This is a genomic window from Sphingobacterium allocomposti, assembly GCF_008124885.1.
GTDB lineage: Bacteria > Bacteroidota > Bacteroidia > Sphingobacteriales > Sphingobacteriaceae > Sphingobacterium > Sphingobacterium allocomposti.
Map to the genome: position 1 here is coordinate 1 of NZ_VNHX01000002.1, position 16,805 is coordinate 16,805.

Consider the following 16,805-nt stretch of genomic DNA (forward strand, 5'->3'; position numbering starts at 1 on the left):
CCCACTGCTCCATTTGACCGTTCAGCTTATTCCAATCCCGCTACGTGATACCGGCTGCCCTATGGCACTGATAATAAACAGATAACAGACACGGCGCCCGCCCCTGGGCCGATATCTCCAATCTCACTGTTCCATACCAGTTATCCGATACGACTAGGCCTCGCGCAGTGCAGTTCTACATCTCACATCTTATATCTCACGTCTGTCTAAATCTAATTAAGGGTTGGCGGTCTCAAAAAAAAATAGTTTCTTGCAGCGTTTTACTAACAACCTTATGATGACATATATGAGATTCTTACTTTTTTTGACTTTTCTTTTTCTGTCAACACTTTCGAATCAACCGGTTTATGGACAGCGATTTCCTCCGGCAGACAGTACGATTACAACCAAACACGAAACTGTCGCAAATGGCCAGCGTTTTAGCTATACGGCAACGACAGGGACACAACCTGTTTGGGACGATAAAGGCAAGGTGATAGCAACCGTTCATTACACATATTATAAGCGGGACGGTATACAGAATATTGCCCGACGTCCTTTGGTAATTTCGTTTAACGGGGGACCCGGATCGGCTTCCGTCTGGATGGAAATTGCTTACACGGGACCTCGGTTATTAAATATTGACGAGGAGGGCTATCCTGTACAGCCCTATGGTATTAAAGACAATCCGCACAGCATTTTGGATATAGCGGATATCGTATATATAAATCCAGTCAATACCGGATATTCAAGAATTTTAGATGAGAAGGCTGATAGGAACATTTTTTTTGGCGTAAATGCGGATATACGGTATCTGGCCGAATGGTTGAATACATTCGTGACAAGAAATAATCGCTGGACATCTCCGAAATATTTGATCGGTGAGAGTTACGGTACAACGCGCGTGTCGGGATTAGCTCTCGAACTTCAAAATGCACAGTGGATGTATCTAAATGGCGTTATCTTAGTGTCGCCGACCGACTTAGGTATCAAGCGCGACGGCGCGCTGGACAAGGCGCTAAGACTACCGTATTTTGCTGCGACAGCGTGGTATCATCGGAAGCTGTCGCCCGAGTTGCAAGGGAGGCCTTTGGATAGCTTGCTGCCTGAGGTTGAACGTTTCACGTTAGACGAGCTGTTGCCTGCCATCGCCCGCGGCTCCAGTTTACAGGACGACGAGAAGAATCGTATTGTCCAACTGATGGCCAAGTATACGTCCTTGTCTCCAGCGGTTATCTCCCAAAATAACCTGGACATTCCCACTTCGCTGTATTGGAAGGAGCTGATGCGTAGTGATGGATATACCATCGGCCGCTTGGACTCAAGGTATTTGGGTATTGACTTCCGCGAAGGAGGCGAACGTCCGGACTACAACGCCGAGCTTACCTCATGGCTGCATTCTTTCACGCCGGCGGTCAACTATTACTATTCGAATGAATTAAACTATAAGACCGATGTCAAATACAATATGTTCGGTCCGGTACATCCTTGGGATCGCAGTAACGATAATACCGGAATAGCATTGCGGCAGGCCATGGCTGCTAATCCGTACTTGCATCTGATGGTGCAATCTGGATATTTTGACGGCGCAACTGATTATTTTAATGCGAAGTATAATATGTGGCAAATGGATCCTTCGGGCAGATTGAGCTCGCGGATGCGTTTCAAGGGGTATGAAAGCGGGCATATGATGTATCTTCGCAAGGAAGACTTAATTAAAGCGACCGAAGATATCCGTGAGTTCATTCGTATATCCCTGCCACAGGAAGGGAAAGCGGCCAAATATGAGTAAAATAGATAGCAAAAGCATATGAACATTTACGAAGTTATTGCGATCGGGCTGTATATGGTCCTGATGGTGCTCATCGGTATTTATTCTTATAAAAAGTCTACGGGTAATTCCGACGACTTCCTAATCGGCGGACGGAAAATGGGTGCCGCAGTCACCGCGCTATCTGCCGGGGCAGCAGATATGAGTGGCTGGCTGCTTATGGGCCTCCCGGGGGCTATGTATTTATCCGGCCTGTCCAGTGCCTGGATCGCTATCGGCTTAACGGCGGGCGCCTTTTTGAACTATGTCCTCGTCGCTCCGCGGCTCCGGATTTACACGGAAGTCGCCCGCAATGCTATTACGTTGCCCGTCTTTTTCGAAAATCGTTTTCACGACCGGACGCAGCTATTAAAGTTGGTATCCTCCATTCTCATTTTGGTGTTTTTTACGCTTTATACTTCTGCAGGTATGGTGTCAGGAGGGCGTCTATTTGAGTCCGCGTTCGGGATGGACTATTACACAGGGTTGTTCTCGACGACTTTTGTCGTTGTACTTTATACTTTCTTAGGCGGCTTTCTAGCGGTCAGCCTGACCGATTTTGTACAGGGCACGATCATGGTAGTCGCCCTGATAGTCGTGCCCGCAGTTGTTGTTTTTCAGATGGGTGGGGTAGAGGCAACGTTTGACATAATTGAAGCGAAGAATTCTAATTACCTGGATCTCCTTCAGGGGACCACCCTCGTGTCCGTTGTTTCTCTGCTCGCCTGGGGGCTCGGTTATTTCGGGCAGCCACATATCCTTGTGCGGTTTATGGCAATAGAACATATCAGCGATATTCCTAAAGCCAGGCGAATTGGAATAGGCTGGATGATCTTTACTGTTGGCGGAGCAATGCTCGTAGGGCTTTTCGGTATAGCTTATCTGCGCACGTTCGATGTAGACACGATGAACCGTTTTGATGCATCCAAGGAAGCCGCAGAGACAATTTTTATCTACTTGTCACGCGTGTTGTTCCATCCGTTTATCGGCGGGATATTAATGTCTGCTATCTTAGCGGCAGTCATGAGTACGATTTCATCGCAGCTACTCGTGACATCAAGTTCGATGACGGAAGATATTTACAAGACATTTTTTAATAAGAAGGCGACACCGCGGAATATGCTGCTGATGAGCCGCTTATCCGTTCTCATCGTAGCCGTCGTGGCCTTTTGCCTTTCATTGAATCCGCAAGATAGTATTTTGAATCTGGTGGGCAATGCTTGGGCCGGGTTTGGAGCTGCTTTTGGTCCGTTAGTAATCCTGTCCCTGCTCTGGAAAAGAACAACCGCCTGGGGTGCGCTGTCAGGGATGCTGGTCGGCGGTACAATTGTCCTGCTATGGGTATATGTACCCCATGGCTACAAAGCTGTCTATGAAATCATTCCCGGTTTTGGGCTTGGATTTCTAACGATTATTATTGTTTCCCTTTGTACCAGGCCTGTGTCTCCGGAAATCTGCCGTGAATTTGACCGCGTTCAGGAGATCAGAAATGCGGGGAGCAGATAGGAAAAATAGCACGTCCACGGAACCGTACGCGGGTATGGACGTGCTATCGTCAATCCTGTTTGTCAACGTCTCAGTTAGATATGGGCAATGTAATGCGGCTGGGATGTTGGCCACCCACAAAAATCGTGTGTTTGTTGATAACGTAATCTTCCCGGCGCGCTTTGTAGATATCCATAAACTGGTTGGGGTTACGGTCAACTAATGGAAACCAGGTATGCTGGATCTGGACCATGATTTTATGGCCCTTCTTAAATGTATGTGCGATATCGGGTAAACGCACCTGCACGTCGGTAGGCACATTCGGGACAAAAGGTTCCGGGACGCTGTAGCTATTTCTAAATTTTCCGCGCAATACTTCTCCCCGGACAAGCATCTGATAGTTGGCCATGACCGCCTGCTGGCCGCGGGGCGATGTCGATGTTGTCGTGTCGGGGTATACATCTATAATCTTTACAATGAAATCGGCGTCAGTTCCTGTCATTGCAATCCGTAAATCTGCTGTTACGGGCCCCAGAACAGTAATATCCTCGGTTAATTTATCTGTTTCGAACACGATGACGTCGGGTCGATTGGCCACGAAGCGCTGATCTGCAATCATGTACTCTCGTGTTCTGTCCGTGATAATTCCTTCCTGAAAAGGCACAGGTTTATTGGGGTCAGCGGTATATTCTATCGTTGAAGCCTCCGTCTTTGCGCTTATCGTTTCCATTTTTCCTCCTTTCGTAAAATAGAAAGGTGTTTCTTTTACTTCTCTCGGAGGCCATTGATCAAATTGTCGCCAGGCGTTTGACCCCGTGACGTATATTGTAGCTTCTGCAGGATTAAAGTTCCCCTTTCCCTTTAGGTGGTATTCGAAGAACGGGAGTTCAAGCTGCTGCTGATAGTAGGCGCTTGTTTTTTCGCCAAAACGTATATCTCCGAAGGAGTCGCCGTCAGATCGCACCCAGCCGCCGTGATACCAAGGGCCGGCTACAAGGACGTTTTTGTTTTTCGGATTACGGGCTTCGATCTGTTTATAGGTTTCGAAAGCGCCGTAGGTATCCTCAGCGTCGAAAAGCCCCCCGACAACGAGGACGGCCGGCTTCACCCCGTTCAGGTGTTCGGTAATGGTGCGGCTGGTCCAAAAGGTGTCGCGAACTTCGTGTTTTGCCAGATCGTTCCAGAACTTCACCGTATGTCCCAGGTAGTTCTCTTTAATGCCACTTAACGTGGGATTGTCGAGGAAGAACCTGTAATAATCTTTGGAAGGGAGCTGAAATGCTTTTGGACTGTTTTCGTTAGATACGGGTTTTGGCCGCGGCGCGTCAAATGTGTACATAAAGCGGAAAGCATCCATCAGGAACAATGCGCCCCCATGATGAAAATCATCGCCGATAAACCAGTCGGTTACCGGAGCTTGGAGGGAGACTGCCTTCAGAGCGGGATGTGAGCCGATCAGACCAGCTGTAGCGTAGAAGCCGGGGTACGAGATGCCGTACATGCCGACTTTTCCGTTATTGTTTTTTACATGTTTAATTAACCAATCGATTGTATCATAGGTGTCTGTGCTTTCATCTATCTGGTGCCCATTTATATCTGTTCGCGTAGGCCTGATGTTTTCGTAAACACCTTCGCTCATCCACTTTCCCCGGACATCCTGATAGACAAAGATGTAGCCGGAACGGCTCATTTCGGGAAAGTTACCTAAATAGGGTTTGAATTTATCAACCCCGTAGGGTGCAACAGTGTATGGCGTACGGTTTAACAAAATCGGGTATTTCTGACGCGTATCTTTGGGCATGTAGATGGACGTAAATAGCCTTGTGCCATCGCGCATCGGAATGTACGTTTCGATTTTTTCGTAATGAGTTTTGATATAGTCTTCATTCACTTCCTGGGGATACCCCGGGATATAAGCAAGCAATAATAGCAGTATAAAAAGGAGCTTCTTCATGTTGGTAAATTTGGATGGTTGTTAAACATTGATGAAATTACATAAAATCTATGAAATCAGTTACGATGTATTATTTAAAAAAAATGAAGATCTGATGTAATATTTCACAGATTACAGTTGTCTTCTTACTAAAATGCACCAAATGAATCAAGAAGCCTTCAAAAATACGGTATTCGTCCTGAAAGATGGGATGTATCGCTTTGCGAAGAGCATTTTGGTCGACGAAGATGAGGCTTATGATCTGGTTCAGGAGGTGATGATGAAATTGTGGCAGAAAAGGGAGACACTATTGCGTATCGGTAATATAGAAGCATTCGCTATGCGTTGCGTGCGGAACGATGCGATGAATAGAAAGAAGCATGCCAAGGTGGTTCAGCTCTACCAGGAAAGCGTTATCGAAGGGGTCACAAAGGAACAATATCCTGCGATGACAAAAGAGCTGATATTGCGGTTGATTCATGCGTTGCCGGAAAAGCAGCGGACAGTTATGCATCTGCGGGATATTGAAGAGTATGAAATTAACGAGATCTGCGAGGTGATGGATATGGATGAACGAGCTGTGCGGGTGAACCTAACCCGTGCGAGGCAGAAGGTTAAAGCACAATTACAAAAGATTTTTGACTATGAAAAGAGACAGATCAACGGACTTGGAAGATAAATATTGGAACGGTACCTCTTCTTTGGAAGAGGAACGTCGCCTCAAGCGGCAAAAAAAGCTGGATTATTTTGAGGGACTGAAGGAGGCGAAGCACGAGCGAATGGACTGGGCATTTGCAGATTTCGTAGAACGGACGGATGCCAACGTAATACAGTCGAAAAAAGAGAAGGGATGGGCTGGAAGGCTCTGGCTGTATGGTGCGGCCGCAACGGTAGTACTATCCCTTGGGATATGGGCGATGATGGGAGAAAATTCGGGGCCGGAAGAGGTCGCGCGAATGAAACATACAGCGCTTGTTGAGCCCCTGCCGATTTCAAAAGGCGATCCGAAGGATGAGGAGCCTGCGCTTGATAGACCTGCTGCCGGCAGGCACAGGGGAAGATCTGTAGCGGCCCGTGTAACGAACCCGCCGGCGCAGAACAGGAGCGTCGTCAGCGCGCGTTCAGCGCAGGAAGAAACCTCTGAAAGGGAGGCAGCGAATGAGCACGAAGCATTTGTTATCGTAAACGGAAAGCCTGTTTATAACGAAGAAGAGGCGGAGGAGATAGCCTTGGCATCTTTGAAACTAATGGTAAACAATTTCCAGGAGGGTAAGGAAGCACTGGAGAAAGTTAAGTATATAAAAGTCACCTTATAATCTAAAAAATATGAAAGTAGTATTCTCGCTGTTGATGTTGCTTGCTGCAACATGGACGCATGCACAAGTTTCCAAACTGGACAAGATCTTCGATACCTACCAGGAGGCGAAGGGCGTAACCTCTATCAAGATAGGAAAGCCTATGTTTAACATGATCAACAAGCTAAATATTGGCGACTCGGAGATGGAGCAGATCAAGCCTTTATTGACCAAAATCAATTCCATAAAAATGCTGATCGTAGAAGAGGATCAGGATTTTCAGATACAAAAGGAGGTGAAAAATGCATTTGCGAAGATCAACTACGAAGAGCTTATGGCCATACATAGCGATGGCAGCCGTATAAAGTTCTTAGCCGAGCATACCGATGATAAGGTATTGAATAACCTCTTATTAGACATCACTGCAGATGGAAGCACCATCTTTATGATTTTGGATGGCCTTATTAGTTTCGACGACATCAACAAACTTGTGGAGGAAAAATAGTATGGTTAAGATTTATCAGCTAACGTTTTGCATAGCGCTGATCTTGACGATTCAGTCATGTTACGTAAAGCAAAGTTCAAACATGCGTTTCATAGACCGGTCAGTTGCCGGACGGAATGCAGAAATTGTATCGATCAAGGTGCCGATGTTTTTAGTTAAACCGTTTTTAGCCAAGGAGCTTCGAAAGGAGGACGATGAGATGCTCCGGCTGGCTCTAAAGAAGGTGAGGAGCGTCAAGTTAACAACCTTGTCTAACCCGGCAAACAGCGACCGGATACGGGAAAGCTTTAGAAAGTTTCTGCGGGACGAACAGATGGAGGAGTTCGCCAGTGTCGTCAGTGATGGAGACCGTGTCTCCATAAATGGACAGGTAAAAAAGGACAGAATTAAGAAGCTGATGTTGGACGTATCGTCAGCTGATGGGGAGCACGTATTTATCGAGGTTAAAGGTAATTTCACGATGGATGATATTGCTCAGGCTGTTAATTCTTATGAGGTATCCACGCGCGCGGGGTGTGCTCCATGATCATACGACCCAGGTGTTAATCGTTGATAAAGTATCATCTGTTCTTTAGCACCGCTTAGCGGGTCCTTGGTTAGGCTTTGCAAAGTGGCATGATTGGCGTCGTAGGGCCATCCTATTGCACCTCAACGTACCCGATCAAACATGTGGATATCGGCATTTAAGATAGATGTCGGATGTAGAGGGGCCGTTCATTGTGAGAAGCCATGCCGGCGGCGTGCAATCGGTTAGGAGCTGCATAAAAAAGCCCGAAAACATTTGTTTTCGGGCTTTTTTATGTATAAGGGAGCAAATTACTTCGCTAATTCTTCCGCGATGGCTACACCGATTTCAGCTGGCGATTCCACTACGCGGATGCCACATTCGCGCATAATTTTCATTTTTGCCGCAGCTGTGTCGTCGGCACCGCCAACAATAGCTCCCGCGTGGCCCATACGACGTCCCGGAGGCGCTGTCTGTCCAGCGATGAAACCAACAACCGGTTTTGTTCCGTGCTCTTTGATCCAGCGTGCAGCTTCAGCTTCCATACCTCCACCGATTTCTCCGATCATGATAATACCTTCGGTTTCCGGATCGTTCATTAATAATTCAACGGCCTCTTTAGTGGTAGTTCCGATAATAGGGTCGCCACCGATACCAATAGCCGTAGTAATGCCTAAACCAGCCTTGACAGTTTGGTCTACAGCTTCATAAGTTAATGTTCCTGATTTAGAAACGATACCCACTTTACCTTTTTTAAAGATAAAGCCCGGCATGATACCAATTTTAGCTTCTTCAGCTGTGATGATACCAGGACAGTTAGGACCAATCAAACGAGATTTTTTGTCACTCAAGTAAGATTTTACTTGAATCATATCTTTAGTAGGAATACCCTCGGTAATACATACGATAACTTCAATGCCAGCCTGTGCAGCTTCCATGATCGCATCAGCAGCAAATGCAGGAGGAACGAAAATAATGGAAACGTTAGCGCCTGTTGCTTCTACTGCGTCTTGAACAGTATTGAATACGGGGCGATCTAAGTGAGATTGGCCACCTTTACCCGGTGTAACACCACCAACCACGTTTGTTCCGTACTCAATCATTTGAGAAGCGTGATAAGTACCTTCATTTCCGGTAAAACCTTGTACGATTACCTTTGAATCTTTATTTACTAATACACTCATTTTTTCTGTTTTTTTGCAAAGCAAATCTACTATTTTGCAACGACTTCTAAAAATTAAGCTTAGGGTATTAAAGCTTTTTTTTGAAAGAGCCGGTTTTCTCGGATTTCCGGACGCTTTCTTTTCAGTTAACCGGCTTGTTACAGCTTTAACCTTTGAATAAAATGCCACATGATGATGCCTACTGTCACCGAGACGTTCAAAGAGTGTTTGGTGCCGAATTGGGGAATTTCAAGACAAGCGTCTATTTCTTCCATAATTTCGTCCGAGACGCCATGTACTTCGTTGCCGAATACAACGACATACTTTTGGAGGGGGGCAGGGGTAAAGTCCTGCAGCGCGATACTGCCTTTCGCCTGCTCAACGGCTAGTATGGTATAGCCTTGACTCCGAAATGCACGGATAGCGTCGATGGTCTGCTCGTGATATTCCCACGCGACAGAGTGCGTCGCCCCTAGGGCTGTCTTTTCAATTTCCCGGTGTGGGGGGGAGGCCGTTATTCCGCACAATACCACTTTCTCGACCGCGAAGCCGTCTGCGGTGCGGAAGGTAGATCCGACGTTGTGCATGCTTCGTACATTATCCAGTAAAATAATAACGGGCGTCTTATCTTGATTTTTAAATGATTCGACATCAGGCCGATTCAACTGTTCCATCGATAATTTTTGCATGGACAAAGATACATAACGAAAAATAAAAAATGATTTTGAATATTGGGAATAAGATGTTATTTTTGCAATCCGAAATTAGTATAGAAAATAAATTAGCTAAGAGAAATGGCAAATCATAAATCAGCGATCAAAAGAATAAGGGCAAACGCAGCAAAACGTTTAAGAAACCGTTATCAAGCGAAAACTACACGTAACGCAATTAAGAAACTACGTAACACGACAAATCCTGAAGAGGCAAAAGCTTTGTTACCAAAGGTTGTGTCTATGCTTGATCGTTTGGCTAAGAAAAATGTTATTCACAAGAATAAAGCTTCTAACAACAAATCCAAGCTAACGAAGTTTGTTAACAAGCTAGCGTAAGTAGTTTTGTTTTAAAGATATGTAGGGATGTATTTTTTTTACATCCCTTTTCTTGTTCTACCAGAAAACCGCCGGAGTCGTTGCTCCGGCGGTCTTTTTATTGTATTTTTTTAATAACCTCGTCTAATTTGGTTTTGTCATTCTTATACGGAGCCAAATCGTACAGCTCGACTTTTCTGAAGTCGATCGGATGGCTTTCGCTTTGAAGATGGATAAATCCTTTGTTAAGCAGCGTGCCATCTGGCTTTTGCTTTGGATCATAGTTTTCTACATTTCCGCCTCCGATCTGTGGTTTGCTATACTCCAGAACTACCTCACCATCAAGTATGTGTTTGATAACAGAATCGCCAAGCACTAGAAATTCGGCGGTTACCCATTGGTCTCCATGATATGTCTTTGATGTGGAGCTTGTACAATGAGGTGTAAATAGTTTGTCGTTGAGTACGACATTGGTGCCGGGGGTACATAAATTGGAGGTCGTACGTTCGTCGGTACCATTTCCGCCCAGGAGTTGCCCTTCTATGGAAATCGGAAAATCCTGATCTCTTAACATGGTTTTCGGATCCTGTCCATGTAACATGGCGCCGCTGTTACGCCAGGCCCATCCTTCTCCTCCTTTCACTTGATCGCCGACAAACCGGTATTCAATGCGGAGCAGATAATGACTATATGGCGTATTATACGCCAGATGACCGTACTGCTGTTTGAATTCGTCGTAACCATCGTAGCGAACTTTCAGGAGACCGTCCTCGACACGGAAGGTGTTGGCATAGTTTTCCCCCGGTTCGTGTAGCCGGATCTTTGGTGTCCAATCGCTGATGTCTTTACCATTGAACAGCTGGATAGGTCTGGGAAGGTTCTCTGAGGCCGTCGTGTTGGATTTGACTGCGCAGGCAAAACAGATAACACTGGCAGCAAAAGTGGATAGAAGCGTAAGTTTCATGTAAAGGGTTTAAGGTTAAAACAATAAATTCTTATTTTTGACATATTCGCTGGGGCGTACGCCGATAATCTTATTAAACGTATTGCTGAACGTCGGCAGGCTATTATATCCCACCCGTAAAGCAACCTCGTTTACGCTTAGTTTATCGTCCAGCAGTAGTTTTAGCGCAGTTAGCATGCGCAGAATGGTATAATACTGTATGAAAGACATATTCAGTTCGCGTTGAAAGAGGCGTGCCAACGTACGTTCGCTGACATCGAACTCGTTGGCCAACATTTTAAAGCTAATGTTCTCATGTATCCTGTGTTCGAGGTAGCTAACAATATCCTTCAGTTTTTCGTGCTTCGGATAGGGTAACGCCAGCGGAAGTTCTGTCTGTGAGACTTCGGGAAGTATGAGTTTAAAAGCTTTTGCTATTGAATATTTAGGTTCTTCCACAGGGAATATGTTCCCTGTCCATCTGTTCGTAAACATAATGAACTCGATGAGGAAATCGTTTACAGGGTAGATATTCACTTTGTCGAAAAAAGACGTGTCGGTGTCGAATTTTGGGAAGTACAGGTTTCTCATAACCACTTCCGGACTGCTCGGATGGATACTATGCTTTATACCTCCCGGAATCCAGATATAGTGTCGCGCTGGTAAGAAATAAGACTTCTCCTCCGTCTTTACAAAAACGATCCCTCCTTCGGTATATAAAAACTGGCCTTTTTGATGAGCATGTTCTGCTATGAAGCTTTCTCCCATCATTGCGTGGTGACAATAGATGCTATCTTCAAAGGAGTCGACTTCCGTCATATAGTATTTATCAACGTAGGGCTTTCTTTCCATATCAAGTTCTTAGGGCACAGCGTAAATTTCTTGTTTTTTAGCGAGATAACCAAAAAAGTGAGTTTATGCTTACTTGAATATGGTTATACTTCCGGAATATGAGTAAGTCCTGACTTTTTATTTTGATTTTAAGTCCTTGGTTATCAGTATTCTTTTTAGAGGGGTAAATTGGAGGTTTATGGAGTAAGTTGTTGATAATCAAAGTTGTATGCTGTTTCTTTGATAAATCAATAATAATGTGGCAAGTTTTAATAAAATCGGCATGTAAAATATAATTAATATTGTTTAACTTAACTTAGAAGCAAGAAAAGGAGTTCAACATGGCATACGAGCGCATTAAACTAGAACAATTAAGAGATAAAGTAATGTCCGCTGAAGAGGCGGTAAAATTTTTTGAAAATGACATGGTGGTTGGTGCGAGTGGCTTTACAAAAGCGGGTGATAGCAAGGTGGTGCTTGCTGCATTGGCTGAACGGGCGAGGACGGAAGATATCAAAATAACATTAATGACGGGCGCTTCCCTTGGTCACGACACTGACGGTAAACTGGCTGAAGCGGGGGCGCTGAAAAAGCGCATGCCATTTCAGGTGGACCGGACGCTTCGGAATAAGATCAACGCAGGAGAAGTCTTATTTATTGACCAACATCTAAGCGAGAGTGCCGAGTTGCTCCACAATAAGAATCTGCCGCCGGTGGATATCGCCGTATTGGAGGTGGCTTATATCGATCGGGACGGCAGCCTGGTACCAACAACTTCTGTTGGAAACTCCGCCACATTTGCCGAACTGGCGGAAAAGGTGATCATCGAAATCAACACGGCGATCCCAATGGATATATACGGGATACATGACATCTATAAAGCGGAAGATTATCCGCACAGGAATGTGATACCTATCGTCGCTCCATGGAATAAGATTGGTAGGAAAACAATTCCCGTCAACCCGGATAAAATTGTTGGTATTGTATTTACAGACAAGAAGGACAGTCCTGCGGATATTGCTGAACCTGATGAAAAGACGATTGCTATAGCCGACCATATCCTGCATTTTTTTGAGAACGAGGTCAAGCTTGGGCATCTAAGCGATCGGCTTTTGCCATTGCAAGCAGGTATTGGAAAGGTAGCGAACGCCGTGCTTACGGGCTTTAAGAAAAGTAACTTCTACGATCTGACAATGTTTTCCGAAGTGCTGCAGGACAGTACATTCGATCTTATTGATTCAGGGAAGCTATCTTTTGCTTCCGCGTCGTCCATCACGGTTTCGGCATCATGTTATGAACGTGTGTTCGGAAATCTGCAAAAATACCGGGACAAAATCGTGCTCCGTCCTCAGAACATTTCGAACACCCCTGGGCTTATCCGTCGTCTGGGCGTTATTGCTATCAATACGGCCATCGAGTTCGATATCTACGGTAACGTAAACTCCACCCACATTTCAGGGTCTAAAATCATGAACGGAATAGGGGGATCGGGAGATTTTGCCCGTAATGCTTATCTCAGTATTTTTGTTACTCAGGCAGCATCAAAAGATAATACAATTTCCCACGTACTGCCGATGGTTTCCCATGTAGACCATACCGAACATGACGTCGATATCCTCGTTACCGACATAGGTTTGGCCGATCTACGCGGGCTGGCGCCTAGAGAACGCGCTCAGAAAATTATTGACAACTGCGTACATCCAGACTTTAGAGCCGAATTACAGTCTTATTTCGATCGTGCGAAAGAGAAGGGAGGACACACGCCCCATCTGTTGGAAGAAGCGTTTAGCTGGCATGTCAGGTTGGCAGAAACAGGGTCTATGCGGAAAGCATAATACAGATACAGCTGCGCTCTTCGCATCCGGCAGCAAAAAGCAGGCAGGCTTCCCAGAACCTGCCTGCTTTGTTCACGTTGTTTAACTTCTGCTTATCTTCTTCCCGGCAGATAGATCTGGAAGCCCAGTCCGACGCCAAGTCCTGTGGCTTTGTCGCCGAGGTTGACGTTCGCTTTGGTGTAGTTATAACCCAATATTGCTTCCAGCGCAACAGATTGTGTGATAAAATGGGCGTATCCGACATTTGCTCCTAAGGCGAGGGATACGTCGTTGCCTGCTGAACTTCCCGCAATTCCGATGTCGCCCTGCGCAAAGAAGCGGCTCGACGCGGTTGCTCCGCCAGGGAAGTAATACCGTACAAACGGCGCGATACCGTAGTTCCATTCGTTGTCTCTATCGTTTACAGCCGTGAAGCCTAAGGTCGCTTGTGCACCCACCGCTATGCCATCGGAGACAAAGTACCCGGCACGGGGCTGAAGCTGAATATTGAAAGCTTCTCCTTCGAAGCTATAACCGAGATTTCCTAATGAACCGCCGACCATCCAGTTTCCTTGTTTGATGGGCGTTAAGCCAACATCAGCCGATGTCTGAGGCACGGTTTCGATCCTTTGGGCCTGAGAGGTAAAAGCGAAGCCCCCCAATAGCGCCAATAAAAATGTAAATTTCTTCATATCTGATCAAGTGTTGATGTTATGTAAATAACAGAGATCAGGAAAAAATGTTTGATTTATTTTTCAGAGCGAGGCAGGATGTTTCCCACTGTTTCCGTTATATGCGCATGTGCGCTCCTTGTTACTCTGGATACGCACATTACAAACGACACACGCGTGTAAACGATCTAATCAATATATGGAGAGAATAAGCCTCTTTTCTTCGCATAGAAATTGAGCGCTTTGGCGGCCTCTAGGGGACGGTCGGTGCTCAAGATGTCAGCTCCGTTTTCAATAAATTCGGCGTAAAGGTGGTTGCCGCGTTCTTCAGCCTGACGGTCCAGGTTGCCCATGGTTCCCAGTATACACATAACTCCATGTTGGTGCAGCAGGTCTGTGAGGCTTCTGTCGGGACGTCTCGTACCCACGAAGGCCACAATCCGTGTGTCGGGAATATCTCTGTCATTTAGGCGTATTAAGTCTTCAGCATGCTTAATGGATGCCGAAATCATGAGGTCTGGAGCCAGGTTGTGTACCACGGCAGCCTGATCTGCGCTATAGGTGATGACCACGGAATACGCTTCAGCCTTTGTTTCCCGAATGGCGTCGACCACCAGTTGGTAGGGGACGTTTCTTTTAACATCCAACGTGAAAATGACCTTGCCACCCCCCCAGCGGAGGGCTTCCTTTAAAGTCGGAATCTTGTAATCTGTTACAGAGCCTGCGTTGTCTTTTAGGTAGTGTTTCTGCAACTCTTCGAGCGTGTGCTGGTTTACCCGTCCCGTTCCGGTTGTTGTCCGGTCTATTGTTTCGTCGTGCATTAGAACCAGCACAGAGTCCTTGGTAAGAGCGATGTCGCATTCAATGATGGCTGGCATTTTGTCCGCTACCCGCTGAAAGGTTTCTATAGCGTTTTCCGGATAACCGGGTGCGGGGCCGCCGCGGTGGGCACTCACCAAAGGAATGCGCGTCTCGGCGTACGTCAGGAAGCGATATAAATCCTCGACCCCGGAAAATTTGAAAGTCTGACCCTCATGTGTGATGGGGTCGGATGCTGTCGTATTGTTGCTTCGGAAGCAGCCCGCGAGCGTCGTAAGTACAGCAAGTAGTAATGTGAATTTAAGTGGATGTCGCATATTGTTTTATGGATTGGCTTAGGTCGTCCAATGACGTATGCAGCTGGTCGATCTGCAATTGAGCCTGTTTGTAAAAAGGTTCGCGCTCCAGCAGTTTATTTTCTATGAAATGGAGCAGGTCATCTCCCTGCAGTCCTTTTAATGCAGGGCGTTTGGCTATGTTGGATTGTTGTAATCTGCTGTATAAGGCCTTGGGACTTAGGTGAAGGTAGATTGCCAAACCGTTGTTCAGGATCCATTGCATGTTGTCAAAGTAACAGGGGCTTCCGCCTCCCGTTGAGACAACGATATTAATCTCTGTCTGCTCGTGTAAGACTTCTCTTTCCAGCTCCCGGAAGCTGTCTTCACCATACATAGCGAAATAAGCTGGAATGGACATCCCCACACGTTCAACAATCACTTCGTCTAGATCAACGAATTTCCTTTCAAGGTGAAGGGCCAGCTTTTTCCCCAGAGTAGTCTTTCCGCTACCCATAAATCCGACTAAGAAGATGGGCTTGTTCATTATTTTGCCAGGTATTCTTTTTCTAATTCTTCCTTCGAGGGAAATGTAATTTTCGACCATTTTTTTATGACGACGCCATTCTGAAGCAAAAGAACACCGGGGTTGGACCTTACCATACTTTTTAGCGGAATGGCGTCGGCGTAGAATGTTTCGAGAACCAGGTCCATTTCTTCATTCAGCTTCATAGCAACCTGCGATGAACTGGATGTTAATAGAACGGCTCGCAGGTTATAGTCAGTGGAAAGGTCACGGATGGTTGTGTTGATCCTGTCTAGAGCAATGATGTCGGCCGTGTTCAGCTTATCCGCATAGGTACTGACCACAATGAAGTTGTAATATGGATTTGTAAGGATCTCCTCCGTTACATCGTTGCCTTCCGCGTCGGATATAAGCAGATCGGGGATAGGTATCTGATATCCTTTCTTAACGAGCCGCGAAGTTGGTTCCCCGATGACCTCCCAGTTTTCATCTTCCCAGATGCCGTTCATGTACTCTTTATCAGTCACCTTCCGGCTTTCTCCGGTGGCTTTATTTTTGATTTCATAGATGTGTTCGTATACATCTCCTTGTTTTCCCTCAGGAAGGACCATCAGTTCCGGAATGTTGTTTCCTTCTTTATAGGGCAAAAAATCTATAAAGGGTAGAAAATATACGGTGTATATACCGATTCCAAACGAGAGCAGTATGACGAGGGTAGCGATTACACTTTTGGCCGTTCCCTTTGTAAAAAGAGGCCTGATCCGCTCGCGATACCTGAAGATGATAACAATGAAGACGAGCAAAATTAGGTCTTTGATAAAAGATTGCCAGGGAGTGAGCGGGATAGCATCTCCAAAACATCCACAGGATGTCACAACTTCGAAGAAGGCCGAGTAGAAGGTCAGAAAAGTAAAGAACAGGATGAGCAACAATAGCCCCCATGCTACGTTTTTCCTGTAAAACCCTAACAGCAAAAAAGCGCCCATAATAATTTCGAGTCCGCAGATAACAACGGCAATCCAGGTGCTGTAGTCGTTTAGATAGTCTAGGTGGAAGACATGGAAGTATTCTTGCAGCTTATACCCGAAGCCGGTGGGGTCATTGGCTTTTACAAGCCCCGAGAAGACGAAAAGAGTACCTACAAAAATCCGGCTGAACGTGAGTAAAACGTCTATAACTGATGCCCGTTGTCTCGTTGTGGGAGTGAAATTTGTTTCCATGTC

The 16,805-nt window shown here is 45.9% G+C and carries 17 protein-coding genes; 8 read left to right on the plus strand and 9 right to left on the minus strand.

Translation table 11 applies throughout. From position 1 onward, the window contains the following. Window positions 1–286 precede the first annotated feature (286 nt). Window positions 287–1,771 (plus strand): S10 family peptidase, encoded by a 1,485-nt coding sequence (locus BC792_RS01645; RefSeq protein ID WP_148907254.1) that lies wholly within the window; start codon window positions 287–289, stop codon window positions 1,769–1,771. Window positions 1,772–1,789: 18 nt separating this feature from the next. Beyond that, window positions 1,790–3,295, plus strand: a complete 1,506-nt coding sequence (gene putP / locus BC792_RS01650; protein WP_148907255.1) for a sodium/proline symporter PutP — start codon at window positions 1,790–1,792, stop codon at window positions 3,293–3,295. A 70-nt stretch (window positions 3,296–3,365) separates the two neighbouring features. On the opposite strand, the gene BC792_RS01655 is transcribed toward putP, so the two are convergent. Beyond that, window positions 3,366–5,228, minus strand: a complete 1,863-nt coding sequence (locus tag BC792_RS01655) for a CocE/NonD family hydrolase (protein ID WP_148907256.1) — start codon at window positions 5,226–5,228, stop codon at window positions 3,366–3,368. Between the two features lie 142 nt (window positions 5,229–5,370). Here BC792_RS01655 and BC792_RS01660 point away from each other — a divergent pair, with 142 nt between their 5' ends. From BC792_RS01660 to BC792_RS01675, 4 genes are all read left to right on the plus strand, one after another. Beyond that, window positions 5,371–5,886, plus strand: coding sequence for an RNA polymerase sigma factor (locus tag BC792_RS01660; RefSeq protein WP_148907257.1), 516 nt, complete (start codon window positions 5,371–5,373; stop codon window positions 5,884–5,886). Next, window positions 5,852–6,523, plus strand: coding sequence for a hypothetical protein (locus tag BC792_RS01665; protein WP_148907258.1), 672 nt, complete (start codon window positions 5,852–5,854; stop codon window positions 6,521–6,523). Before BC792_RS01660 ends, BC792_RS01665 begins: the two co-directional genes overlap by 35 nt. A gap of 10 nt (window positions 6,524–6,533) precedes the next feature. Next, a complete protein-coding gene (locus BC792_RS01670) occupies window positions 6,534–7,007 on the plus strand; it encodes a DUF4252 domain-containing protein (RefSeq protein ID WP_148907259.1) in 474 nt (157 codons plus the stop codon). 82 nt (window positions 7,008–7,089) lie between these two features. Beyond that, window positions 7,090–7,533 carry a DUF4252 domain-containing protein gene (locus BC792_RS01675; RefSeq protein ID WP_246154769.1) on the plus strand — a complete coding sequence of 148 codons (444 nt, stop codon included), beginning with the start codon at window positions 7,090–7,092 and terminating at the stop codon, window positions 7,531–7,533. Window positions 7,534–7,823: 290 nt separating this feature from the next. On the opposite strand, the gene sucD is transcribed toward BC792_RS01675, so the two are convergent. Together sucD and BC792_RS01685 are read right to left on the minus strand one after the other, a co-directional pair. Next, the gene (sucD, locus tag BC792_RS01680; RefSeq protein ID WP_148907474.1) at window positions 7,824–8,696 is read right to left on the minus strand and encodes a succinate--CoA ligase subunit alpha; all 873 of its coding nucleotides are present in this window, start codon (window positions 8,694–8,696) and stop codon (window positions 7,824–7,826) included. Window positions 8,697–8,833: 137 nt separating this feature from the next. Then, on the minus strand, window positions 8,834–9,364 hold the full coding sequence (locus tag BC792_RS01685) for an RNA methyltransferase (RefSeq protein WP_148907261.1): 531 nt from the start codon (window positions 9,362–9,364) through the stop codon (window positions 8,834–8,836). Between the two features lie 105 nt (window positions 9,365–9,469). Here BC792_RS01685 and rpsT point away from each other — a divergent pair, with 105 nt between their 5' ends. Continuing rightward, a complete protein-coding gene (gene rpsT / locus BC792_RS01690) occupies window positions 9,470–9,724 on the plus strand; it encodes a 30S ribosomal protein S20 (RefSeq protein WP_148907262.1) in 255 nt (84 codons plus the stop codon). 97 nt (window positions 9,725–9,821) lie between these two features. On the opposite strand, the gene BC792_RS01695 is transcribed toward rpsT, so the two are convergent. Continuing rightward, window positions 9,822–10,667: a 3-keto-disaccharide hydrolase gene (locus tag BC792_RS01695; RefSeq protein ID WP_148907263.1), complete on the minus strand. Its 846-nt coding sequence runs from the start codon at window positions 10,665–10,667 to the stop codon at window positions 9,822–9,824. A 15-nt stretch (window positions 10,668–10,682) separates the two neighbouring features. Continuing rightward, window positions 10,683–11,498, minus strand: a complete 816-nt coding sequence (locus BC792_RS01700) for a helix-turn-helix transcriptional regulator (RefSeq protein WP_148907264.1) — start codon at window positions 11,496–11,498, stop codon at window positions 10,683–10,685. A 320-nt stretch (window positions 11,499–11,818) separates the two neighbouring features. On the opposite strand from BC792_RS01700, the gene BC792_RS01705 reads away from it, so the two are divergent. Next, window positions 11,819–13,312 (plus strand): acetyl-CoA hydrolase/transferase family protein, encoded by a 1,494-nt coding sequence (locus BC792_RS01705; protein WP_148907265.1) that lies wholly within the window; start codon window positions 11,819–11,821, stop codon window positions 13,310–13,312. A gap of 92 nt (window positions 13,313–13,404) precedes the next feature. Here BC792_RS01705 and BC792_RS01710 read toward each other — a convergent pair whose 3' ends face one another. The 4 genes from BC792_RS01710 to BC792_RS01725 form a co-directional block, all read right to left on the minus strand. Then, window positions 13,405–13,983, minus strand: a complete 579-nt coding sequence (locus tag BC792_RS01710) for a porin family protein (RefSeq protein WP_148907266.1) — start codon at window positions 13,981–13,983, stop codon at window positions 13,405–13,407. Window positions 13,984–14,150: 167 nt separating this feature from the next. Continuing rightward, window positions 14,151–15,098: a glycerophosphodiester phosphodiesterase family protein gene (locus BC792_RS01715; RefSeq protein ID WP_148907267.1), complete on the minus strand. Its 948-nt coding sequence runs from the start codon at window positions 15,096–15,098 to the stop codon at window positions 14,151–14,153. Further along, the gene (locus tag BC792_RS01720) at window positions 15,082–15,603 is read right to left on the minus strand and encodes a shikimate kinase (RefSeq protein ID WP_148907268.1); all 522 of its coding nucleotides are present in this window, start codon (window positions 15,601–15,603) and stop codon (window positions 15,082–15,084) included. The genes BC792_RS01715 and BC792_RS01720 overlap by 17 nt, the downstream gene beginning before the upstream one ends. Continuing rightward, window positions 15,603–16,802: a BT_3928 family protein gene (locus BC792_RS01725; protein WP_148907269.1), complete on the minus strand. Its 1,200-nt coding sequence runs from the start codon at window positions 16,800–16,802 to the stop codon at window positions 15,603–15,605. The genes BC792_RS01720 and BC792_RS01725 overlap by 1 nt, the downstream gene beginning before the upstream one ends. Window positions 16,803–16,805: the final 3 nt, after the last annotated feature.

Bases quoted from the DNA above. Each gene is read 5' to 3' on its own strand.
- BC792_RS01655 (WP_148907256.1), bottom strand. From the start codon at position 5,228: ATGAAGAAGCTCCTTTTTATACTGCTATTATTGCTTGCTTATATCCCG.
- rpsT (WP_148907262.1), top strand. From the start codon at position 9,470: ATGGCAAATCATAAATCAGCGATCAAAAGAATAAGGGCAAACGCAGCA.
- BC792_RS01660 (WP_148907257.1), top strand. From the start codon at position 5,371: ATGAATCAAGAAGCCTTCAAAAATACGGTATTCGTCCTGAAAGATGGG.
- BC792_RS01705 (WP_148907265.1), top strand. From the start codon at position 11,819: ATGGCATACGAGCGCATTAAACTAGAACAATTAAGAGATAAAGTAATG.
- BC792_RS01710 (WP_148907266.1), bottom strand. From the start codon at position 13,983: ATGAAGAAATTTACATTTTTATTGGCGCTATTGGGGGGCTTCGCTTTT.
- BC792_RS01645 (WP_148907254.1), top strand. From the start codon at position 287: ATGAGATTCTTACTTTTTTTGACTTTTCTTTTTCTGTCAACACTTTCG.
- BC792_RS01665 (WP_148907258.1), top strand. From the start codon at position 5,852: ATGAAAAGAGACAGATCAACGGACTTGGAAGATAAATATTGGAACGGT.
- BC792_RS01670 (WP_148907259.1), top strand. From the start codon at position 6,534: ATGAAAGTAGTATTCTCGCTGTTGATGTTGCTTGCTGCAACATGGACG.
- BC792_RS01725 (WP_148907269.1), bottom strand. From the start codon at position 16,802: ATGGAAACAAATTTCACTCCCACAACGAGACAACGGGCATCAGTTATA.
- BC792_RS01720 (WP_148907268.1), bottom strand. From the start codon at position 15,603: ATGAACAAGCCCATCTTCTTAGTCGGATTTATGGGTAGCGGAAAGACT.
- BC792_RS01685 (WP_148907261.1), bottom strand. From the start codon at position 9,364: ATGCAAAAATTATCGATGGAACAGTTGAATCGGCCTGATGTCGAATCA.
- sucD (WP_148907474.1), bottom strand. From the start codon at position 8,696: ATGAGTGTATTAGTAAATAAAGATTCAAAGGTAATCGTACAAGGTTTT.
- BC792_RS01715 (WP_148907267.1), bottom strand. From the start codon at position 15,098: ATGCGACATCCACTTAAATTCACATTACTACTTGCTGTACTTACGACG.
- putP (WP_148907255.1), top strand. From the start codon at position 1,790: ATGAACATTTACGAAGTTATTGCGATCGGGCTGTATATGGTCCTGATG.
- BC792_RS01675 (WP_246154769.1), top strand. From the start codon at position 7,090: ATGCGTTTCATAGACCGGTCAGTTGCCGGACGGAATGCAGAAATTGTA.
- BC792_RS01695 (WP_148907263.1), bottom strand. From the start codon at position 10,667: ATGAAACTTACGCTTCTATCCACTTTTGCTGCCAGTGTTATCTGTTTT.
- BC792_RS01700 (WP_148907264.1), bottom strand. From the start codon at position 11,498: ATGGAAAGAAAGCCCTACGTTGATAAATACTATATGACGGAAGTCGAC.